At 47.8% G+C, this 16,803-nt stretch carries 14 protein-coding genes and 2 pseudogenes; 11 read left to right on the top strand and 5 right to left on the bottom strand.

Annotated elements, in window-relative coordinates; genetic code table 11:
- Positions 1–20 precede the first annotated feature (20 nt).
- The 11 genes from AC0YN4_RS17540 to AC0YN4_RS17490 all read left to right on the top strand — a co-directional run bounded on the left by AC0YN4_RS17540 (position 21) and on the right by AC0YN4_RS17490 (position 13,054).
- Complete coding sequence (locus tag AC0YN4_RS17540; protein ID WP_475836307.1) at positions 21–1,508, top strand: extracellular solute-binding protein; 1,488 nt, start codon at positions 21–23, stop codon at positions 1,506–1,508.
- A gap of 190 nt (positions 1,509–1,698) precedes the next feature.
- Complete coding sequence (locus tag AC0YN4_RS17535) at positions 1,699–3,285, top strand: extracellular solute-binding protein (RefSeq protein ID WP_475782370.1); 1,587 nt, start codon at positions 1,699–1,701, stop codon at positions 3,283–3,285.
- 97 nt (positions 3,286–3,382) lie between these two features.
- Positions 3,383–4,336, top strand: coding sequence for an ABC transporter permease (locus tag AC0YN4_RS17530; protein ID WP_475782369.1), 954 nt, complete (start codon positions 3,383–3,385; stop codon positions 4,334–4,336).
- 21 nt (positions 4,337–4,357) lie between these two features.
- Positions 4,358–5,233: a carbohydrate ABC transporter permease gene (locus AC0YN4_RS17525; protein WP_475836306.1), complete on the top strand. Its 876-nt coding sequence runs from the start codon at positions 4,358–4,360 to the stop codon at positions 5,231–5,233.
- 42 nt (positions 5,234–5,275) lie between these two features.
- Positions 5,276–6,382, top strand: a complete 1,107-nt coding sequence (locus tag AC0YN4_RS17520) for a glycoside hydrolase family 88/105 protein (RefSeq protein ID WP_475836305.1) — start codon at positions 5,276–5,278, stop codon at positions 6,380–6,382.
- Between the two features lie 17 nt (positions 6,383–6,399).
- Entirely contained in the window at positions 6,400–7,866 is a 1,467-nt protein-coding gene (locus AC0YN4_RS17515; protein WP_475836304.1) for a glycoside hydrolase family 28 protein, read from the top strand.
- A gap of 105 nt (positions 7,867–7,971) precedes the next feature.
- Complete coding sequence (locus AC0YN4_RS17510) at positions 7,972–9,507, top strand: tagaturonate reductase (RefSeq protein WP_475836303.1); 1,536 nt, start codon at positions 7,972–7,974, stop codon at positions 9,505–9,507.
- A 373-nt stretch (positions 9,508–9,880) separates the two neighbouring features.
- Positions 9,881–10,330, top strand: a complete 450-nt coding sequence (locus AC0YN4_RS17505) for a hypothetical protein (protein ID WP_475836302.1) — start codon at positions 9,881–9,883, stop codon at positions 10,328–10,330.
- A gap of 83 nt (positions 10,331–10,413) precedes the next feature.
- Positions 10,414–11,142, top strand: a complete 729-nt coding sequence (locus AC0YN4_RS17500; protein ID WP_475836301.1) for a hypothetical protein — start codon at positions 10,414–10,416, stop codon at positions 11,140–11,142.
- Between the two features lie 216 nt (positions 11,143–11,358).
- Entirely contained in the window at positions 11,359–12,510 is a 1,152-nt protein-coding gene (locus AC0YN4_RS17495; RefSeq protein ID WP_475836300.1) for a cation:proton antiporter, read from the top strand.
- 40 nt (positions 12,511–12,550) lie between these two features.
- On the top strand, positions 12,551–13,054 hold the full coding sequence (locus AC0YN4_RS17490) for a DUF421 domain-containing protein (RefSeq protein ID WP_475782362.1): 504 nt from the start codon (positions 12,551–12,553) through the stop codon (positions 13,052–13,054).
- 93 nt (positions 13,055–13,147) lie between these two features.
- Here AC0YN4_RS17490 and AC0YN4_RS17485 read toward each other — a convergent pair whose 3' ends face one another.
- The 5 genes and pseudogenes from AC0YN4_RS17485 to AC0YN4_RS17465 form a co-directional block, all read right to left on the bottom strand.
- The gene (locus tag AC0YN4_RS17485) at positions 13,148–14,509 is read right to left on the bottom strand and encodes a spore germination protein (RefSeq protein ID WP_475836299.1); all 1,362 of its coding nucleotides are present in this window, start codon (positions 14,507–14,509) and stop codon (positions 13,148–13,150) included.
- Between the two features lie 211 nt (positions 14,510–14,720).
- A complete protein-coding gene (locus AC0YN4_RS17480) occupies positions 14,721–14,900 on the bottom strand; it encodes an excalibur calcium-binding domain-containing protein (RefSeq protein ID WP_475782476.1) in 180 nt (59 codons plus the stop codon).
- Positions 14,898–15,218 (bottom strand): annotated as a pseudogene (locus AC0YN4_RS17475) (hypothetical protein); the annotation flags it as partial. The pseudogene AC0YN4_RS17475 and the gene AC0YN4_RS17480, both read right to left, overlap by 3 nt.
- 21 nt (positions 15,219–15,239) lie before the next feature.
- Positions 15,240–15,716 (bottom strand): annotated as a pseudogene (locus AC0YN4_RS17470) (stalk domain-containing protein); the annotation flags it as partial.
- A gap of 425 nt (positions 15,717–16,141) precedes the next feature.
- Positions 16,142–16,492: a hypothetical protein gene (locus AC0YN4_RS17465; RefSeq protein WP_475836298.1), complete on the bottom strand. Its 351-nt coding sequence runs from the start codon at positions 16,490–16,492 to the stop codon at positions 16,142–16,144.
- Positions 16,493–16,803 lie beyond the last annotated feature (311 nt).

Raw genomic sequence — 16,803 nt, 5'->3', positions numbered from 1 at the left:
GTTGTCGTTTATCCGGCCTTATGAGCAGAACCATCAAAACGGTTATTCTCCTGATTACAGCGCTTGCGCTTGCTTCATGCTCCAAATCATTTCGTTCGAATGCGATTGAAGCGGGCGATTCCAGACCTGTCATTACCATTATGGTGCCACTACATTTTCCGCAAGGACCTGAGGCCTCTCTTGTTCAGCAAATAGAAGACATGACCGGCACGAAGCTCGTTATCGATTGGGTTCGCGACGAGATTTATTCCGATAAAATGAATGCTGCCTTGACGATGAATTCCCTGAAGAAAGCGACGTTCGTCAAGTATACCGATTATTTCTTGTTAAAAAGCGCGATTCGTTCCGATATGTTTTGGGAAATCGGCCCTTATTTGGATGCGTTTCCGAACTTGAGACGGCTGAATGGCGATATTCTTGATCAGACTGCGGTTGACGGTAAAATATACGGTTTGTACACGGAACGCCCGTCCTCGCGGCAAGGTGTTATTATTCGAGAGGATTGGCTCGAGAATGTGAAGCTTGCCCCACCACGATCGCTCGATCAGCTCTATGACGTATTGAAGCAGTTTACGTATGGGGATCCCGACCGCAACGGCAAGAACGATACGATCGGATTAACCGACCGAAACGATCTCGTTTTCGGTGCATTCAAGACGCTCAGTTCTTATTTCGGCACACCAAACAATTGGGTTGCAGCCGATCACCTTATGGTGCCCGAATTCGAGACGGCGCCTTATATGGACACGATGAACTTCATGAAGAAGCTGTACGACGAGAAGCTCATGAATCAGGACTTTGCCGTTACGAGCAAAGACATTCAGCGGAATCTCCTTATACAAGGTACGGCCGGCGTCTACATCGGGAGCATGACGGATGTACAGCGGCTGTCCAATGAAGCGAAGCAGTTCAATAATGATGCGAGGTTTACGGTCGTCAACCGGATCGAAGGCCCGCAAGGGTACAAGGTGTGGTCCATCCCGAATTTCAACGGGCTGTTCCTGTTTTCGAAAAGCGCGATCAAATCGGAGGATGAGCTCAAGCAGGTGCTCACATTCTTCGACCGATCCATGGAAGCCGACGTTGCGAATTTGATGAAATTTGGCGTAGAGGGCAGGCATTACAAGCTGCAGGGCAAGCAGGTTCAGCTGCCCTCTGCGAGCGAGCAGCTTCGTATCGATGAAGTCGGGCCGATGTATGTGCTCATGACCGCCGATTTGAGCAATCCGAACCTGCTGCAAGTCGCGCAGGAAGACCCGTTGCTGGCGCTTGCCGAGAAGCTCAGCAGCGATAACGAGAAGTTTATTGTCAAGGATCCGACCGTGAATTTGGAATCCGCGACGTTCGATGAGCGGAGCGAGGAGCTGAACCGAATCATCACGGATGCGACGTATCGCTATATTTTAGGGCAAATCGATCAAGCGGGATTCGGTCAGGAAGTCGACAGATGGAAGCAAAGCGGCGGCAACGCCATGATCGAGGAGTTCACGAGATCTTATTTTGAATAGAAGCGATAGGAGTCCGCCTTGCGATTGTGAGGCGGATTTTTTGTTGTCATTGAAAGACGCGATAATCATTTCTTCAGAAGACGGCCCAAAGCATTGAAATGTGGCGACGTGATTGTATCCGTAATGAACTGACCGCATGTATGTTTGACGTGCAGCTCCTAATAACATATCGATGCGGAGGTCAAGCAAGATGAAGAGAAGGACTTTTGTTCAGATTGGCACGGTTTTGGTACTCAGCACGATGCTGTCGGCATGCGGTGGTAATAACGGCGGAAACGCCGTGAATGAAGCGAATAGCGGAACCGATACGAAAGCAAATGAAGCAGCCGTCACAAACGAACCTGCGACAAGCGAAACAACGGAGCCATCGGCGCCTGAGAGCGAGGAGCCGACGGAGATTACGATCATGCTTCCGCTAAACGTTGCGCAAACGCCGCCTGACACCATTAAGAACGAAATCGAGAAGCTAACGAACACGAAACTGACGTATCAATTTTTTCCGGCGGACACCTATGAAGATAAGTTGAACGCGACCATGGCTACCGGAGCACTTCCTCAAGTCACGTATTTGAAAAACCAAGCTACGTTTATGCAGATGAAAGGGGCGATTCGCGACGGTCAGTTTTGGGAGATCGGACCCTTGCTTAGCGAATTTCCAAATTTGAGCAAGCTAAAGCCTTTGATTCTGAACAATACGAAAGTCGACGGCAAGCTGTTCTCGCTTTATATCGGTAGACCGCTCGCCCGCCAAGGCATTATTTACCGCAAGGATTGGGCAGATAAGCTTCAATTGAAAACGCCGGAGACCGTCGACGACGTCATCGCGATGGCTAAAGCGTTCACCGAGAAAGACCCGGACGGTGACGGAAAACCGAACACGATCGGACTCGCGGATCGGAACGATCTGATCTATGGCGCTTTCAAGACGGTCGCCTCTTGGTACGCGACGCCGAATAATTGGGGCGAGCAGGACGGGAAGCTCCAGCCTGACTTCATGTTCCCGCAGTATGCGGCGGCCATGGATTTCATGAAAACCATCCGCGATGCCGGAGCCATGAACAAGGATTTCGCGGCAACCAGCAAGACGGACCAGGTCAGCCTATTCACGAGCGGCAAAGCAGGGATGTACATCGGCGCGATGTCGGACATCGACAGTCTGAACAAAGATTTAATCAAGAACGTTCCGTCGGCTGTCATCGATACGCTGGCGCTTATCAAAGGGCCGAACGGCGAGCTCGCCACTTGGGCGATTCCGGGTTACAACAACGTTGTCTTGTTCCCGAAATCCGGTATAAAGGACGAGGGAGAATTGAAGAAAGTGCTGGGTTTCTACGATAAATTGATGACGCCTGAAGTCGCCAACGTGATGTTCTGGGGAATCGAAGGTAAGCACTATACCGTCGAAGACGGCAAAGCGAAGGTAACGGAGGATTCGGATCTGATCGAGCGGGAAGTGAAGGGCTACAAGGACAGTCTCATCGGCGAGTGGGAAACAAACGGCATGTACGAGGGCTATTACGCGCTCCCGGGCAGAATCCATGCGGAACAATTCACGAAGGAAAACGAGAAAATCGCCATCTTGGATCCGGCCGCAGCGCTCGACTCCCAAACCTTTACCGAGCAAGGCGTGGAGCTCCAGACCCTGATTACGGATGCGACGTACCAGTATATATACGGAAAAATCGATAAGGCCGGCTTCGACAAAGCGATCGAGGATTGGAAGAAACGCGGCGGAGGCCAAATTATCGAGGAATATAACGCAGTCTATCAAAAATAAACAGGGATCAGCCGGAAGGGTAGTCAACTAGCTGAAGAGGCTGTCGGATCGCTAATGACAGCCTCTTCGATCCATGCAGGCAGAAGGGAGAAGCACGATGCGGGAATGGACCGTTCGTCCGGTGCCTATGCGGACGCCAAATGCCGGAAGCGAGTTCGGAAGGCGGCTTCGTCGCAATATATGGCTGTATGTCATGATAGTGCCGGGGCTGCTCTATTTCGTGATTTTCAAGTATGCGCCAATGTTCGGTCTTGTTATTGCGTTTCAGAACTTTAAACCGTTTAAAGGGATCGCGGGAAGCGAATGGGTCGGATTCGAGCATTTCAACCGTTTGTTTACCGAGCCTGATTTTCTGAACATCTTGACCAATACGCTTATTTTGTTCGGACTCAATCTCTTGTTCTACTTTCCTGTACCGATTCTGCTGGCTTTAATGCTCAATGAAGTAAGGAACAGCGGCTTTAAGAGGCTGTTTCAATCACTCATCTATTTGCCTCACTTTATGTCATGGGTCATTATTGTGTCCATCAGCTATGTCATGCTGACAATGGACGGCGGCATCGTGAATTCAGTCTTTGGAGCGCTCGGGTTAGAGAAGGTAAATTTTCTTCTGAGCTCCGAATGGTTTCGTCCGACTTACATCATCCAGGTGATCTGGCGCGAAGCGGGCTGGGGAACGATCATTTATTTGGCTGCCATAGCGGCGATCGATCCGCAGCAGTACGAAGCCGCAAGAATGGACGGTGCCGGTCGTATTCGCCAAATTTGGCATATTACGCTTCCGGCTGTCCGCAGCGTTATTATTGTCTTGTTCATCCTGAAGGTGGGGGATGTGCTGGAGCTTGGATTTGAACATGTGTATTTGCTGCTCAATTCCATGAATCGCGAAGTGGCGGAAATTATTGATACCTATGTGTATACGGCAGGATTAAAGCAAGGGAAATTCAGTTACAGCACAGCGGTCGGACTGTTTAAATCGATCGTCGGGCTGATCATGGTCATCGGCGCGAACAAGCTTTCCAAGCGCTTCGGCGAAGATGGCATCTACTAAGAACAACCGGGAGGAATCCGCATGATCCAGGATCGAACGTTCGGCAGCCGGCTGTTCGGCAGCGTCAATTTCATCCTGCTTATGATTATATCGCTCGCCACCGTTCTTCCGTTCCTCCATGTCATGGCAGGCTCGTTAACGACTAGTGCGGAGATGGCGGCCAAAAAATTCATCATTTTCCCAAGCGATATTAGCTTCGAAGCCTATCGCTTCGTCTTTTCGACGGGCACGATTTTCCGATCGATCACGGTTTCCGTGTTGGTCACGCTGTTCGGCACTGCTTTTAGCATGTTAATCACTTCCTTAATGGCGTATGGCTTGTCTCGCAAGGATTTGGACGGTCGTAGGGCGATCATGTTTCTGGTCGTCTTTACCATGCTGTTTCAAGGCGGGCTGATTCCGACATTTCTTGTTGTAAAGGAGCTGCATTTGATCGATACTTATGCCGCTCTCGTCCTACCGCTGACCGTCAGCGCGTTTAATATGATCATTCTCCGCAATTTCTTCCAGAACATCCCGGAGGGATTAGAGGAATCGGCCAAAATGGACGGCTGCAGCGATTTCGGCATTTTGTTCAGGATTGTGCTTCCGCTGTCGATGCCGGCTATCGCGACCATTTCGCTTTTTTATGCAGTGACCTACTGGAATACCTACCTCAATGCGATTCTGTACTTGAATGACAGCAGCATGTGGCCCATCCAAGTTCTGCTTCGCCAGATTGTCGTGTTGGCGAGCGGTCTGGATTACAGCTCAAGTCTTGACGGTGCCGTTCCTCCACCGGACCAGGCTGTCAAAATGGCCGTTATCGTTGTGGCTACGCTGCCGATTCTGGCCGTATATCCGTTCCTGCAGAAGCACTTCGCCAAAGGAGCACTTCTCGGTTCGATGAAAGGCTGAGTGCAGAGATGGATCACTTTACAAGCAAACGGAGGAGCTTCGATGAAAATGGAGGTAAGCTTAAGAACGCCGATCGAATGGGCTCGCTACGCCTGCGATTCGATTATGGACATCTATAGGTCAGAGGAGCTTCCACCTGCACGCCGGTGGCACTATCATCAGGGGGTATTCCTATGCGGGATGGAGATGCTCACGGAACGAGTAAACGAACGGAGATACGAGGCGTATATCCAAGGCTACGTTGACGGATTGGTAGACGAATACGGGAATTTGTACGCTGCGCGTGATGAATTGGATGCCATTCAGGCTGGCTTACTGCTGTTCCGGCTGCAGGAACGGGAAGGCAAGCCTAAGTATAGACTGGCGGCTGACCGGCTAAGAGGCTTGTTTGACACGTTCAACAAGACGAAGGAGGGCGGCTTCTGGCATAAGGATAAATATCCTTATCAGATGTGGTTAGACGGATTGTATATGGGCGGCGTATTTGCGCTCAAGTACGCCCGCGCGTACCGCGATGACAAGCTGAAAGAGATGGCGCTGCTGCAGGAGCGGCTCATGCGCAAAGCGATGAAAGACGAACGCACCGGGCTTTTCTACCATGCATGGGATGAAAGCCGCGAGATGCCGTGGGCGGATAAGCAGACTGGCTGTTCGCCTGAGTTTTGGGGTAGATCGCTCGGCTGGTATGGACTGGCTTTGGCCGAATTTATGTCCAACCTGGGGAAAGATGAGGAAGCATACACACAACTGGCGGAAGTTCAGCGGGATTTCCTACATTCACTGATCGGTTATCAGGATAAGTCGACCGGCTTGTGGCATCAGGTGGTGGATAAAGGCCATCACGATGATAATTGGCTTGAAACCTCATGCACGAGCTTATTCGTATACGCCATTGCAAAAGCCATTCAGCAAGGCGTCATAGGTAATGAATACTTGGAAGCAGCATGGAGCGGGTATCATGGGCTAATCAGCCGCATGGAGCAGGACGAACAAGGGCGGCTCGTCATGCCCGATATCTGCATCGGGACATCTGCCGGCGATTACGAGAACTATGTGACTCGCCCCACCAGCAGGAATGACCTGCACGGAGTCGGCGCTTTCGTTATGGCATGTACTGCGATGAGCGATTTATTGGACAGCAACCGATGAAGGAGCTGATGTAGATCATGTCGATCTTCGATATAACCCGGTTTGGCGCGATCGGTGACGGAATCTTTGACAATAGCGAAGCCATTGCCGCAGCGGTTGAGGCTTGCTCGGATCTAGGAGGAACGGTTTATATACCGGCGGGCCGATATTTGACTGGAAGAATCGTGCTGAAGAGCCGGATGACGTTGGAGCTCGCGGCAGGCGCTTTGCTGTTATTTCGGCCGGAGTTCGACTGCTATCCGCCTGTTCCGACGAGGTGGTCGGGTTATGAGTGCTTCGCGTTTTCGCCGTTGCTATACGGAAGAGGCTTGAAGCAGATCACGATCAAGGGACAGGGAGTCATCGACGGTCAGGGGGATTCATGGTGGCAAGCAAATCGCGTACTGCGGCAGGGCGGCCAAATCACGAGCGACGTCACGCAGAAGCTGGCGGTACTTAATGAGTCGCTGCTCCGTTCGTACACGAGTAATATCGTCGAGTGGGAGTCCCAGTTTCTCCGTCCGCCTCTGCTGCAATTCATAGATTGCGAGGATGTCCGAATTGAAGGGGTTACGCTGCAGAACTCTCCTTTTTGGAACGTACATGTGGTCTATTGCAGTAACGTATCGGTACATGGGGTTACGATCCGCAATCCGCATGACGCCCCAAACGGCGATGGCTTGGATATCGATTCCTGTTCCTATGTACGGATTTCAGATTGTCATTTCGACGTCGGGGATGACTGCCTATGCATCAAATCGGGGATTGATGAAGACGGGAGAAGAGTCGCCAGGCCATCGGAAAATATTACGGTGGCCAATTGCACGATGAAACGAGGTCATGGTGGCATAGTGATGGGGAGCGAAATGGCAGGCGGCATTCGTAACGTGGTCATAACCGGCTGTATATTTATCGGCACGGACCGCGGAATCCGAATGAAGACGAACCGCGCCAGGGGCGGATATATTAGAAACATACTGGTCAGCAACCTCTATATGGAGGATGTGCTGTGTCCGTTAACGATCAATGCCTTCTACCGCCACGGTGTCGATAAGTCCGACTTGCTGATCGGCAGTGCCGAGGCCAGGCCTGTAACGGAAGCTACGCCTGTCATCGAGCATATCCGGATAAGCGGCGTAACGGCCAAGCGCTGCCGTGCTTCGGCCGGTTTCCTGTACGGACTTCCGGAGATGCCGATCTGCGATGTGCAGCTCAATCAAGTACATATCGAAATGACTGCGGAACAAGGTGAAGTCGGGGATGAGCCTGATATGGTATTCAATTCATTCGTCGCTGCAGGCGAAGGGATGCTGTGCAAGCATGTCAGGGAGCTGGAACTGAATGGCGTGCGGATCGAAACAAGACAAGGTCCAGCACTGCGGTTAGAAGACAGCTGTGATATTGAAGTGAAGGATTTTAAGATGAAGCGGGTACATCCGGACACGCCCGATATCATGGTTGTACGTTCGGTCAATGTAACCCGAACGCCGGGAATCTGCCACTAACAGTGAATAAAGGAACTGCAAGGTCCTGAATGGATGTTACAGTTCCTTTTCTCGTTGTGATGGTTAATATTTAGAACTGATCTCTATAAGGAAGGAATGAGAATCATGTCGACGGATAAATATTCAAAGCTATTGGATTTGCCGCTGCTATCCCCTGGCGAGTTAGGGCCGGAAGAGGCTGCCCGTTGTTATCGCCACCGCAGTTTACCGATCAAGGTGCTGCAAATCGGCGAAGGCAATTTCCTGCGCGGGTTCACGGACTGGATGCTGGAGGCATGCAATCGGCAAGGCTTATGGAACGGCAGCGTCGCCTTGACTCAGCCCCGCCCTTCGGGCAAGGCTCACATGGACCAACTGAAGGCACAGCAAGGGTTGTACACGTTGCTCGTCCGGGGCTTACGGGATGGGAAGATGATCGAGGAACGGGAGACGGTGTCCGTGTTTAGCCGGATGATCGATCCGTACGAAGAATGGGGGTCGTTCCTCGCGTTGGCCGACCTGCCGGAGCTAGAGGTCGTCATCTCCAACACGACGGAAGCGGGACTATCCTATCAGAATGTCGCTTGGAATCCGAATACGCCTATCTTAACCTTCCCGGGTAAACTGACGGCTTTCTTATATCGGCGGTTCAACAGGTTCGCCGGCGATCCTGCTCGCGGATTAACTCATCTGCCTTGCGAGCTTCTCGAGCGCAACGGAGAGAAGCTGTTGGAAATCGTGCTTCTGCATGCGGACGACTGGCAGTTGCCTGAGTCGTTTAAAGCATGGGTGCGCGGTTCCAATCGGTTTCTTAATTCGCTCGTCGACCGCATCGTGACCGGTTATCCCGGAGACGATGCGGAAGGGTTGTTCCAGCAATGGGGGTACGACGATCCTATGCTGACGGTTGCCGAACCTTATTGTTTTTGGGCGATCCAGGGAGAGTGTTCTCTAGAAGACCGGCTTCCACTCATGATGGCGGGGCTGAATGTACAATGGGTACGAGATTTGAACCCCTATCAGGTTCGCAAAGTAAGGATTCTGAACGGCACTCATACGATGCTGGCCACAATCGGACTCGTTAATGGTCTTCTGGAAGTGCGAGAGATGGTAGAGCATCCCTTGTGGGAACGAACGGTTCTGCAAGGATTGTTCGAAGAAATTGTGCCCGCAGTTCCTCTTGACCACGACGCAATGAAGGTTTACGCGAGTGAAACGTTGGAAAGGTTCCGCAATCCTTACATTCGGCACCGGCTGTCGGACATCGCGATGAACAGTTTGTCGAAATGGAAAGTCCGGCTGCTCCCTTCCTTAACTGCGCATTACGCGCGCACAAGTCAGCTTCCATCGGTGTTAACGGAATCGCTGGCATCGCTGCTCCGGCTGTATCGACCGGCCGATCTGTCCGGAGAGCACCGCTCTTTGTTGCCGGATGGCTCGTCGTTTACGCTTCGCGACGATCCGAAATTGCTAGAATCGATTTGGGAAGCTTGGAAACCGGTGCTGCGAGAAGAAACAGATTCCATCGATGGCGTTATAAAACAAATACTAGGCAATTCTAGCATATGGGGAGTCGATTTGACGCGCTTGCCAGGCTTGGCGGATGCGGTCGTCAATCAGATGACGTTAGGGAGAAGAAAAACATTATTTAATAAACACTAGAAATAAATCCTGAAAATGTAGCTAAGTGTATTTTATTTGGAAAGAACAGTAGTAATTAAGCTTTCTGCTAGTACCAACATACGCGCAGTTATTAGTAGGTGGATACATGTAGGTTGCGTTATGCATCCCATAGGAGTTGACGAGATGTTAAGCGACCGCCTGCCTAGATCAACGCCGAAGGAACAAGGCGTTTCTTCTAAAGCTGCCATGAAGCTTCTGGAAGTCCAAAGGTTATTCTGGCAGGGGGGGCTCAAAATTCCCCCCATACATCAATTTTAAAAGTTGAATTATAATTCACATACGCGTCTCAACAACACTTGCAAACTTTAGTGTTATCAAGATACTCATCGGGGAGCAGAAAGTAGGAATATCCTTGAATATTATTGTTGACGGAATACAACTTCAACTTGAAATACCTCCTTTTAAGGAAGGGAGGAAAAAGTATCTTCCTCTTGATTCGGTAATTAAGGCTATGGGATGGACATACAAAATTGAAGATCGTGGGGCGATCTCACTCTCCTTTAGTTCGCCAGAACGTAAGAAAACGACATACCTGCGTGACGAATGGGAAGACGGTCTTCGCCAAATTGACGGTAATATTTATATTTCTACAAAACTGTTGGAGATTAGGACATTTGCAGAAATAGGATATAACTCAAAGACAGATACACTGGCAATTGCAACTTCTTCACCCCCGGCGTCGTCACTGATCCTGAGATTATTGCGCAGATCGAACGTAGACTGCAGCAAATACAACAGCCAGAACCAGAAGAAATCGGTATTGAGGCCACTCATTCTTGGAGTGCCGAGGAAAGCAGAATGATCAACTTTGGGAAATATTCTCCACCTCCGATCTTTGATGACCTCCTTGGATTGGGCAATCAACTCCATGAGGAGGGACTGTCCTTGTGGGATGAGCTTGGTTTTTACGGCGAATATCAACATAGTGAATATGGAAATACCCCTTGGGACGTCGTTGCATTTGGTTGGACAGGAGTTGACGGCGATCACTATGGATTTCTTACCGAGTTTGGTGCTGTGACTGATCTGAACGAAGCGCCAATCGTTATGGTTTCTCCAATGGGCGGGGATGAGGCAGGAAATGTAGTGGCCAACAATTTCAAGGAGTTCCTAGGCATCATGGCGAAAGATGTAACACTTTTATATGATTCGTTCGATAATGAGGATGACTATCTAGCCAAGCAAATGCAAGATGAGAAAAGTGAATGGGCGCCAGGCGAAGAACAGAAAGAGAACCGTCGTCAAATCATGAACAGAATGGTTGAAGCGCTGAACCTTCCGAATATTGAACAGCCGTATACATACTTAAATCGGGTGAAAGCGGAGAGGGCCAAACGGATCGTTGTTTCTACCCATGATGGATTAGGAGTTACCAACGTCCATCCGCAAGATGAGGGCAGCGAGCATCAATCTCTAATGGTAGACGACGATCTGAAAGCAGAGGAGCTGCAGGAATACTTGCAACGCGCCACCTACGCCGGCAAACTGGCATTAATCAGAGATTTTAATGGGAAAGGCTTTTATAGCAATGATCTTGAGGAGATAATAGTTAAGGAAATGACTCAAATTGGTCTCATGGATGAACTGGCCCGAAAAAACGCTTCGGCATGGTAATTCTTTCTTAGTTCATCTTCCCCATTAGAAAGCAGATGTTTCAGCGGACTCGTAACAATCAAGCACAATAATACATAATGAAAAGCCGAGAAAACAGGCTTTTCTTTTTTGTTTTTAAGTGAAAATTACGATATTCACCATCATTCCTAAGGTTTATTAGCCTGGGTCCAAGGAGATGATGGTATCAAACGAACGTAAGGATGGGTGTGATTCGACGTGGAAGTTCTGCTATATCTGGTGCTGATCATATTGTCAACGAAAGTTGCTGGCGATTTGTCGGTTCGTATTGGACAACCTGCCGTGCTTGGAAAGCTGCTAGCAGGTATTATTTTGGGACCCGCTATCCTAGGATGGATCCATCCCGATGCATTTATTTCGCATTTTTCGGAAATCGGCGTTCTGTTACTCATGTTTATCGCGGGATTAGAAACGGATTTGGACAAATTGCGGGAAAATTGGAAGGCGTCGTTCGCCGTGGCGGTTGGCGGGATCATCCTTCCTTTTATCGGTGGATATGCCTTATCTATTGCTCTCGGACTTTCGAATACGCAGTCGCTATTCATTGGATTACTGCTATGTGCGACCTCGGTTAGCATATCGGTCCAAACGTTAAAAGAGATGAATCGATTAGACTCCAGAGAGGGCACGACTATTCTGGGAGCTGCCGTTGTGGATGATGTCATTGTAGTCGTTTTGCTTGCTGTCATGATGAGTCTTCTTGGCCCGGCCGGGGATGTATCCATCACCGTTCTCATCCTTAAGAAGGTAATATTTTTAATCGCGATCATCGTTGCAGGATGGTTTCTCGTTCCCTTTGTCATGAAAATCATCGCACCTCTTCACATTAGTGAAGCTGTCATGAGCGCGGCTCTCATTATTTGCTTTGCATTTTCTTATTTTGCAGAAACGATGGGCGTTGCGGGGATTATTGGTGCATTCGCAGGTGGAATCGCCGTATCGCAAACCGCATACAAGCACGATGTCGAAACCAAAGTCGAGCCGATCGCCTATACGCTCTTTGTCCCCGTATTTTTTGTCAGCATCGGGTTAAACATTACCTTTACAGGCTTGGGTAATCACATTTGGTTTATCCTACTCATGACGGTTATTGCGGTTGCGACGAAAATGCTGGGCGGGGGGATTGGAGCGCGACTAACCGGCTTTGATAAAACGTCATCGTTAGCCATCGGTTCCGGTATGGTCTCTAGAGGTGAGGTGGCTTTAATTATAGGGGTGGCTGGTTTGGAATCAGGGCTATTGTTAGAGAAGTATTTTACTTCGATCGTTATGGTGATCATCTTGACCACGTTGATAACGCCGCCAATGTTGAAGCTGTTCTTTTCGAAAATCAACAATCGACTTACCTAACAAGTCCTGGAATATGATTAACGAAAAGGGGAGGAATTCCATGTCTTACGATTGGATTTGGAAAGCCATACTCATTATTGTCATGGGCTCGCTTCTTCTTCGATTAACAGGTCGAACCTCAATAGGGAAACTAACGATTGTAGACGTGCTGCTAATGCTGATTCTTGGTCCGTTATTTATTCGACCAGTTGAGAACGAGAATATATGGAGGACCTTGGGCACTGCGGTCATTCTCATCTTGACTGTACGAATGATTAGAGCTTTGATCACACGGTATGCTCCTTTTCGCACTATATGGATCGGCAAATCAATACCAATTATAGTAGGCGGGAAGTTGAATCAAGGTGCAATGGAATCACTGAGACTTACTAACGAAGGGCTTGATGCGCAGCTGCGTTCCTCTGGGGTCTACGATCGCGAGGATGTTGAATATGCAACGATTGAGGCCGGAGGTCAGCTGACCGTGAAGCTAAAGCCGCATAAAGCTCCAGCGACGAAGCAGGATATTGAACAGCTGAAGCAGCTCATTGAGTCCCGGCTTTAGCAATGAGACAGAAAAAGCCGAAGCCCTAAATAGGGTCTTCGGCTTTTTCTGTTTCGCGGAGAACCTTGTTCACCGATTTCTTTCAGCTCTTTTCTATCGCTTTCTTTTTAATGTATAGGAGTGTTTGCTATTGATCAGTTTCTTCAAATTAGACCGGAAAAACACATCGCGCAGTTCTTTCGGTCTCAGCGGAATTAACGGACTAAAATACGGCACGGTTATGCTCTTTAGCATCACAATATGAATGAACATAACCGTGGTAAGCACAATGACGCCCGATAACCCTATTAGATAGGCAGTAAATAAATAAATGTAATTCAAGGTGAGAATGGTTGAGGCTAACCCGCGAGATGTAAAGAAGATGATTATGACATACGAGAAAGCCAGGACACTTAAGCAAAAAGGGCTGAAAAGCTTTATTTTCAACATGTTTTCACTTATTAATACGGTAGATATGAAGGCAAAGAAAGTAATCAGATTCGTATTCACCTTAGTCATGCCGTCAACCAGAATTTTAAGAATAACTAATAGAAAGATCGCCCCAGCAAATGTCGGCATTAACATTTCACTGGGATAAAGCAGCTTGTGTACTTTTTTAGTTAGCAAGTCGCTGCGTTCTAACAATAGCATGAACGCAGTCGCATGAGTCGCTACAAAGAACGCAATAAATTTTACGATTCTGTTCAAATACCTCCCGTATTTACCGTAATACTCCTCTGGTGATTGAAAGAAACTGATAAATAATGTGGGACAAATAATCGCGTTCGGCGTGTTATCCACGAACACAACGACCTTCCCCTCTAAAATTGAGCTTGCAGCAACTTCCGGTGCTTCGGTGACCGACGTCAAAGGGAATATGGTCCAACTATTCTTCGCGAGCACTTCCTCCACAATGGCAGACTGCAAGATATACTTCACGTCTAATTCGTCCAGCCGCTTTCTTACTTCATGAAGAATACCAGGATCTACAATATTTCTCATATACACGATCGAGATCGATGTTGGCATTAATGTGCCTTTTTGCATCGTTTCAACCGTAAAATTTGGTGTCTTAATCAGGCTGCGCAGGATGCTTATATTTGAATTAGCCTTCTCTGTAAAGCCTACCATAAATCCTAAAGGATTGCGTTCCGTTAAGGATTCGCCAATGGGACGCTCTCTCCATAACGTCACATCTACACTAATCATCGTGCCTGTTTGTTGATAAAGAATAACGGCTTTGCCTTGTACGATCTCTTGTATGGCTTGTTCGGAGTTACCGAGCTCCGTTATATCAGCTGTGTTGAGTTGTGCGTCACTATGATGTACAAGCGGAGTAATAACATGTTTCTCCAGTCTGTCTGCATAAACCAGTCCATCTATATAGAAAACGGTTACCTGTACTTCACCGCTTTCTTCAATATTACGGATTCGAAAATCGGAACTATGCCCCAATGCTTTTGTGATTGCCGTCATATTGCTATGCACTAAAAAATACCCCACTTCAAACAGAATTGGTTAGATTTTCATATTTTGAGCATAGTTATCGCGTTCTATGCAAGTTTTGTTACTTCTGCACTTATCTATAAATAGAGATGTTGGCTAACATAGACACAAAGAGGACTGCCGGTATATATGATCCAGCAGCCTGTTATCACGTTATTTTTTGAATTGCTTTTTTGCTTTATTAATTTTCACAGGCTACACCATCGTCGTCACGGTCTAACTGGGTACTATAGCCGGGCTGACCTTTGTATAGCGGTGCCTTGCCCGCGGCTTTTACGGCAGCGCAATTTGCGTAATAAACCGGTTTAGGTGTCGTCGGTGTAGTTGGCGGCTTGGTGACTGTACCTGCTGACCCGTCAATGACGAACAGAACGCGCGTACCCTCCGGGTACTGCTCAAGATGATTGCCGATCCATGAGCCGGAGCCGCGATTGTCGGAGTACTGTACATAAGCGACATCTGCACCGACACCGCCTTCGGCGCACATCGCCATAGGGAATTCATCTCGATCAAAGCCCTCCTTTGTCGGGATGCCTTGAAGCGCTTCCTCGCGGTTCTCGTCTGCTCCGGCCCGATCAATCGTGCAGATTGGCGATTTTCCCTTTCCAATCGCGGCTCTCATATGGGCTGCCGTTAACGGGTAGTTAGTAGCTGGGAAGTAGAGGGCCTTTTGATGCATCTGGTTGTTGATGTAGACAGCTTTAATTATCGAATCCCATGTCACGAATTTCTTCAACAACTCGCCTGCCGCACGTACGGGTACATAAGTCACGCCGTTAATGATTTTCGGGGCGACGTTCGCCTGGTTTCCGTTTACAATCAGCTTCAATGCTTTGCTCGCGGGTGTCTGTTGCAGTTGCTGGTTCTCATCATTAATGAAGACTGTTTTCGTCGCTGCATCCCATATCACATATTTGTTCAACATTTCCCCCGCTGCACGAACGGGAACAAATGTAACGCCGGTAATGATTGTAGGTGCGACATTCGCCAGATTGCCGTTTACAAATAATCGAATGGCTGTAAGGGCCTTCAACCTTAGAGTCCTCTCTGGACCGCTTATTTCCTTGTAAGTAACGAGACGTTGTTGTTTTACAGTATTTGGTTGCTCATGAGCTTTAGTTCCGCATCCAGTTAAAGCTGCAATCAATATAGCAATGATTAGTATTTTTTTAAGCATTTGCTGAGCTGCACTCCTCCGATTGCCTCTTTCCTCATATCCTGCTCCTTCCAGATTTTATTTATTACTTACGAATTCATTAATATTTAGACTTTGCCCCGACCAGTTACGGTGGCCATTTGTGTTGGAGGCAAGAGTATTGTCAATATTGGATAATCCTCACAAAAAAAGTGTTAGTAGGCGATCAGTTTTAGCGATGGGTGACAGACTCAGGGGAACGAATGATCTTCTTCAGCTACTGATAAATATAGCACTGAAACAAAGCTGACCAGCCAGTAAAAACTGGCTGACCTCAAAATACGACGGGGAACGAGAGTTCAACGACAGTTGGCTGCGAGTTTTTATAATTAATTGATAATTTTGAAAATGAGTATATCACAGCTAAGTGAAAAGCCTGCCCAGATATATGAGCAGGCTTTTATGCATTATTGTCTGTTAAGTTTATCAATTTTGTGCTTAATTGTTCGCGTAACTATTCCGAAATGCAATTCCAGTTCTTCATGTGAAATTACATACGAACGCTTCTCGCCGAATTGGGAAAATCGATAACGTCGATCAAGAGCCGGCGTCTCATTTACCCACATTTTATTTTCTTTCATTGTATGTTTGGACTTTTCCAGTTCTTCAACGATAATGCGACCTACGTACTTAATTAGAGCCTGGGTGACACCTTTCGTTGATTCGGCATGTTCCTTCACTTTTTCTAGAGCTGTTAATAAAGCGACATGTACGTTCAGGGCGATGATAGGATCAAAACCATTCAATGAATTAATCACCTTCTTTCCATATTTATTATACGCAAACAAGTGTTCCTATACCAGCAGCGAATTAAATAAATTCTTGAAGAAACCTAACGGTAGTGAACGGAAATAAATTGATTTACCTATCTAAATTTCTTCGCGAATAAACTAAAATACATTTATTGACATTTATTTATCGAAGATTGAACGATGAACGAGGTATATTTATAACTATTTTAGACTAAAATTATTATAAAATAGTGCGAGCAGGTGTGAAATGAGTTTTTTGATATCGTTTTAATTTTAGTAGTGGGTTTCACATCTTATTATTTATATATTTATCGAAA

This window comes from Paenibacillus sp. J22R3 (assembly GCF_056269305.1).
This window is presented reverse-complemented; position numbering and strand designations above follow the sequence as displayed.